At 48.1% G+C, this 5,427-nt stretch carries 2 tRNA genes and 3 rRNA genes; all 5 read left to right on the forward strand.

The features are described 5' to 3' along the window. Positions 1-100 precede the first annotated feature (100 nt). The 5 genes from EAH55_RS30710 to rrf all read left to right on the forward strand — a co-directional run bounded on the left by EAH55_RS30710 (position 101) and on the right by rrf (position 5,403). A 16S ribosomal RNA gene (locus EAH55_RS30710) occupies positions 101-1,621 on the forward strand. A 194-nt stretch (positions 1,622-1,815) separates the two neighbouring features. Further along, positions 1,816-1,890: transfer RNA gene (locus EAH55_RS30715), tRNA-Ile, on the forward strand. 19 nt (positions 1,891-1,909) lie between these two features. Beyond that, a tRNA-Ala gene (locus tag EAH55_RS30720) sits at positions 1,910-1,986 on the forward strand. Positions 1,987-2,211: 225 nt separating this feature from the next. Further along, positions 2,212-5,090, forward strand: a 23S ribosomal RNA gene (locus tag EAH55_RS30725). Between the two features lie 201 nt (positions 5,091-5,291). Continuing rightward, positions 5,292-5,403 (forward strand): 5S ribosomal RNA (rrf, locus tag EAH55_RS30730). Together the 16S, 23S and 5S rRNA genes with 2 tRNA genes alongside form the textbook arrangement of a ribosomal RNA operon. Positions 5,404-5,427: the final 24 nt, after the last annotated feature.

A 5,427-nucleotide genomic window follows, 5' to 3' on the forward strand; every position in this document is an offset into this window, starting at 1 on the left:
AAGCTGAAGAGTTACAAAAAAAGCAAGCGAACTGTATAAAGATATAATAATACAGATTCTATTAATTAATAATAGGGTCAGTGAACAAACAAAACATTTTACAATGGAGAGTTTGATCCTGGCTCAGGATGAACGCTAGCGGCAGGCCTAATACATGCAAGTCGGACGGGATTTGGGAGCTTGCTCCCGATGAGAGTGGCGCACGGGTGCGTAACACGTATGTAACCTACCTTAGTCAGGGGGATAGCCTCTCGAAAGAGAGATTAAGACCGCATAACATCATTGAATGGCATCGTTTGATGATCAAATATTTATAGGACTAAGATGGGCATGCGCAACATTAGCTAGTTGGTGTGGTAACGGCATACCAAGGCTACGATGTTTAGGGGATCTGAGAGGATGACCCCCCACACTGGTACTGAGACACGGACCAGACTCCTACGGGAGGCAGCAGTAAGGAATATTGGTCAATGGACGGAAGTCTGAACCAGCCATGCCGCGTGCAGGAAGACGGCCCTATGGGTTGTAAACTGCTTTTGCAGGGGAATAAACCTCGGTACGTGTACCGAGTTGAATGTACCTTGAGAATAAGGATCGGCTAACTCCGTGCCAGCAGCCGCGGTAATACGGAGGATCCGAGCGTTATCCGGATTTATTGGGTTTAAAGGGTGCGTAGGCGGCCTGTTAAGTCAGGGGTGAAAGACGGTAGCTCAACTATCGCAGTGCCCTTGATACTGATGGGCTTGAATGTACTAGAGGTAGGCGGAATGTGACAAGTAGCGGTGAAATGCATAGATATGTCACAGAACACCAATTGCGAAGGCAGCTTACTATGGTATGATTGACGCTGAGGCACGAAAGCGTGGGGATCAAACAGGATTAGATACCCTGGTAGTCCACGCCCTAAACGATGAACACTCGATGTTGGCGATATACGGTCAGCGTCTAAGCGAAAGCGTTAAGTGTTCCACCTGGGGAGTACGCCCGCAAGGGTGAAACTCAAAGGAATTGACGGGGGCCCGCACAAGCGGAGGAGCATGTGGTTTAATTCGATGATACGCGAGGAACCTTACCCGGGCTTGAAAGTTAGTGAATAGAGCAGAGACGCTCTAGTCCTTCGGGACACGAAACTAGGTGCTGCATGGCTGTCGTCAGCTCGTGCCGTGAGGTGTTGGGTTAAGTCCCGCAACGAGCGCAACCCCTATGTTTAGTTGCCAGCATTTAAGGTGGGGACTCTAAACAGACTGCCTATGCAAATAGAGAGGAAGGAGGGGACGACGTCAAGTCATCATGGCCCTTACGTCCGGGGCTACACACGTGCTACAATGGATGATACAGAGGGCAGCTACCTGGCAACAGGATGCCAATCTCACAAAGTCATTCACAGTTCGGATCGGGGTCTGCAACTCGACCCCGTGAAGTTGGATTCGCTAGTAATCGCGTATCAGCAATGACGCGGTGAATACGTTCCCGGGCCTTGTACACACCGCCCGTCAAGCCATGGAAGCTGGAAGTGCCTGAAGTGCGTAACCGCAAGGAGCGTCCTAGGGTAAAGTCGGTAACTGGGGCTAAGTCGTAACAAGGTAGCCGTACCGGAAGGTGTGGCTGGAATACCTCCTTTCTGGAGCAGATTTGCGAGCAGTGACTCAAGACTGTTACCTACATGATAATTTCTTAAAACAAAAAAAAGACAAAAGGAAACACCCGGAAGTTTAACCATCAGTGGCTGAACCAAATATCTGGGCACAGGATTGTAAGTGATTACGATTTACGGTTAAAATCTGAGATCGTAAAAAACTAATCCACACAGCGAATAGTCCTGTAGCTCAGCTTGGTTAGAGCACTACACTGATAATGTAGGGGTCAGCAGTTCAAATCTGCTCGGGACTACAAAAAGGTTTAACTTTTAGGGGGATTAGCTCAGCTGGCTAGAGCACCTGCCTTGCACGCAGGGGGTCAACGGTTCGAATCCGTTATTCTCCACCAAGTATTCTACAGTAACTATAATATAGGTTACGCTACAGATGAAAACTAACGTTCTTTGACATATTGGAAGAAGTAATTGAAAACAAGAGAAAACAACAGATAGGAAGTTGTTGAGTTGAAGACTTCAAAGGTAAAATAGTAGCAATACTAATGAACCAATGAACTAATGAACCAACGACGGACTAAAATAAAGACATACCATACGGCGCAAAAGGCGTATGAGTAGAAGAAAGTAAGAAAGGGTACACGGGGGATGCCTTGGCTCTCAGAGGCGAAGAAGGACGTGATAAGCTGCGATAAGTACCGGGGATTTGCAAATAAGATTTGATCCGGTAATTTCCGAATGGGGAAACCTAGTTATTTGAAGAATAACTGCATAATGCGCTAACCTGCCGAACTGAAACATCTAAGTAAGCAGAGGAAGAGAAAACAAAAGTGATTTCCAGAGTAGTGGCGAGCGAAATGGAAGAAGCCCAAACCTATATTGTTACGGCAATATGGGGGTTGTAGGACCACAATATGAATATTAAAGAGAACCGGAACGGGGTGGGAAACCCGGCCATAGAGCATGAGAGCTGCGTACGGGTAATTGATAATAGGATAGTGGTATCCTGAGTACCGCGAGGTCGGAGACGCCTTGTGGGAATTTGCCGGCACCATCCGGTAAGGCTAAATACTCCTGAGAGACCGATAGTGAACCAGTACCGTGAGGGAAAGGTGAAAAGAACCCCGAACAGGGGAGTGAAATAGAACCTGAAACCGTGTACTTACAAGCGGTCGGAGCCTGGCAACGGGTGACGGCGTGCCTTTTGCATAATGAGCCTACGAGTTACTCTTCCCTGGCAAGGTTAAGTGTTTAAGACACGGATCCGAAGCGAAAGCGAGTCTGAAAAGGGCGTATAGTCAGGGGAGGTAGACGCGAAACCTTGTGATCTACCCATGGGCAGGTTGAAGGTGCCGTAACAGGTACTGGAGGACCGAACCGATAAACGTTGAAAAGTTTCCGGATGACTTGTGGGTAGGGGTGAAAGGCTAATCAAACTGGGAAATAGCTCGTACTCCCCGAAATGTTTTTAGGAACAGCCTGGCGGTTGAGTTATAAAGAGGTAGAGCTACTAATTGGGTGCGGGGGAGTCAAATCCTACCAAATCCAGATAAACTCCGAATGCTTTATAATATACGCTGGAGTGAGGCTATGGGTGCTAAGGTCCATGGCCGAGAGGGAAAGAACCCAGACCATCAGCTAAGGTCCCTAAATTATTGCTAAGTTGAACTAACGAGGTCCGATTGCACAGACAGCTAGGATGTTGGCTTGGAAGCAGCCATTCATTTAAAGAGTGCGTAACAGCTCACTAGTCGAGCGATCGGGCATGGATAATAAACGGGCATCAAGCAGTATACCGAAGCTATGGATTCACAGTAATGTGACTGGTAGGGGAGCATTCTATTATCCGGCGAAGCAGGAAGGTAACTGACTGTGGAGGGAATAGAAAAGCAAATGTAGGCATAAGTAACGATAAGGCGGGAGAGAAACCCGCCCACCGAAAGACTAAGGTTTCCTGATCAACGCTAATCGGATCAGGGTTAGTCGGGGCCTAAGGTGAAGCCGACAGGCGTAGCCGATGGACAACTGGTTAATATTCCAGTACTTTTTAATACTGCGATGCGGTGACGGAGTAGTGACACTGACGCGAACTGACGGAATAGTTCGTTAAAGGCTGTAGGTATAGGGGATGTAGTTAAGTACGCAACCTCTGCTGAAAGCTGATAGTACACCAAATCTTCGGACGAGGTGATAGTTCAGGTAATCAGACTTCCAAGAAAACCCGCTAAGCTTCAGGTATTAAAAACCCGTACCGTAAACCGACACAGGTAGTCGAGGAGAGAATCCTAAGGTGCTCGAGTGAATCATGGCTAAGGAACTCGGCAAAATGGCCCTGTAACTTCGGGAGAAGGGGCGCTGGCAGCAATGTCAGCCGCAGTGAAAAGGCCCAGGCGACTGTTTAACAAAAACACATGGCTATGCAAAATCGCAAGATGACGTATATGGCCTGACACCTGCCCGGTGCTGGAAGGTTAAGAGGGGATGTTAGTCGCAAGGCGAAGCATTGAATCGAAGCCCCAGTAAACGGCGGCCGTAACTATAACGGTCCTAAGGTAGCGAAATTCCTTGTCGGGTAAGTTCCGACCTGCACGAATGGTGTAACGATCTGGGCGCTGTCTCAGCCATGAGCTCGGTGAAATTGTGGTATCGGTGAAGACGCCGGTTACCCGCAACGGGACGGAAAGACCCCATGCACCTTCACTATAGCTTAACATTGATATCGGATACAGGATGTGTAGGATAGGTGGGAGACTGTGATGTGGCTTCGCTAGGAGTCATTTAGTCAACGTTGAAATACCACCCTTTCTGTATTTGGTGTCTAACTCTTCAAAGAGGAGAACATTGTTTGGCGGGTAGTTTGACTGGGGTGGTCGCCTCCAAAAAGGTAACGGAGGCTTTCAAAGGTAAGCTCAGTACGCTTGGTAACCGTACGCGGAGTGCAATAGCATAAGCTTGCTTGACAGTGAGACAGACAAGTCGAGCTGGGTCGAAAGACGGATATAGTGATCCGGTGGTTCTGCATGGAAGGGCCATCGCTCAAAGGATAAAAGGTACGCTGGGGATAACAGGCTGATCTCCCCCAAGAGCTCATATCGACGGGGAGGTTTGGCACCTCGATGTCGGCTCGTCACATCCTGGGGCTGGAGAAGGTCCCAAGGGTTGAGCTGTTCGCTCATTAAAGTGGCACGCGAGCTGGGTTCAGAACGTCGCGAGACAGTTCGGTCCCTATCTGTTGTGGGCGTAGGAAGTTTGAGTGGGGCTGACCTTAGTACGAGAGGACCGGGTTGGACTAACCTCTGGTGAATCTGTTATGCCGCCAGGTGTACTGCAGAGTAGCTACGTTGGGAATAGATAAGCGCTGAAAGCATCTAAGTGCGAAACTAGCCACAAGATGAGACTTCCATTGAGGGTCGTAGGAGACTACTACGTTGATAGGTTACAGGTATAAAGGTGGTGACATCATAGCCGAGTAATACTAATTGCCCGAAGCTTTCTTCAGATAGAAACAGTGTGGGTACAATCCAAAAGATTGTACCCCGCGAAAACAAAAACAACAAGTGCTGTTGTTTTCTCTTAACTTCAATCACTTCTTTCAATAATATGTCATTTATAAAGGCTGAAAGGCCAAAGGATAAAGGCGAAAGGTTAAAAAAAACCTTTGAGCTTTACCCTTTAAGCTTTGACCTTAATAAAAAGAAATTCAGGTGCCTATATCGGCGGTGTCTACCTCTTCCCATTCCGAACAGAGAAGTCAAGCCCGCCAGAGCCGATGGTACTGCGGTAAAACGTGGGAGAGTAGGTCGGTGCCACCCTTTATCACCTTTAATGGTGCAACA

The organism is Mucilaginibacter kameinonensis, from assembly GCF_003675385.1.
GTDB classification, from domain to species: domain Bacteria; phylum Bacteroidota; class Bacteroidia; order Sphingobacteriales; family Sphingobacteriaceae; genus Mucilaginibacter; species Mucilaginibacter kameinonensis.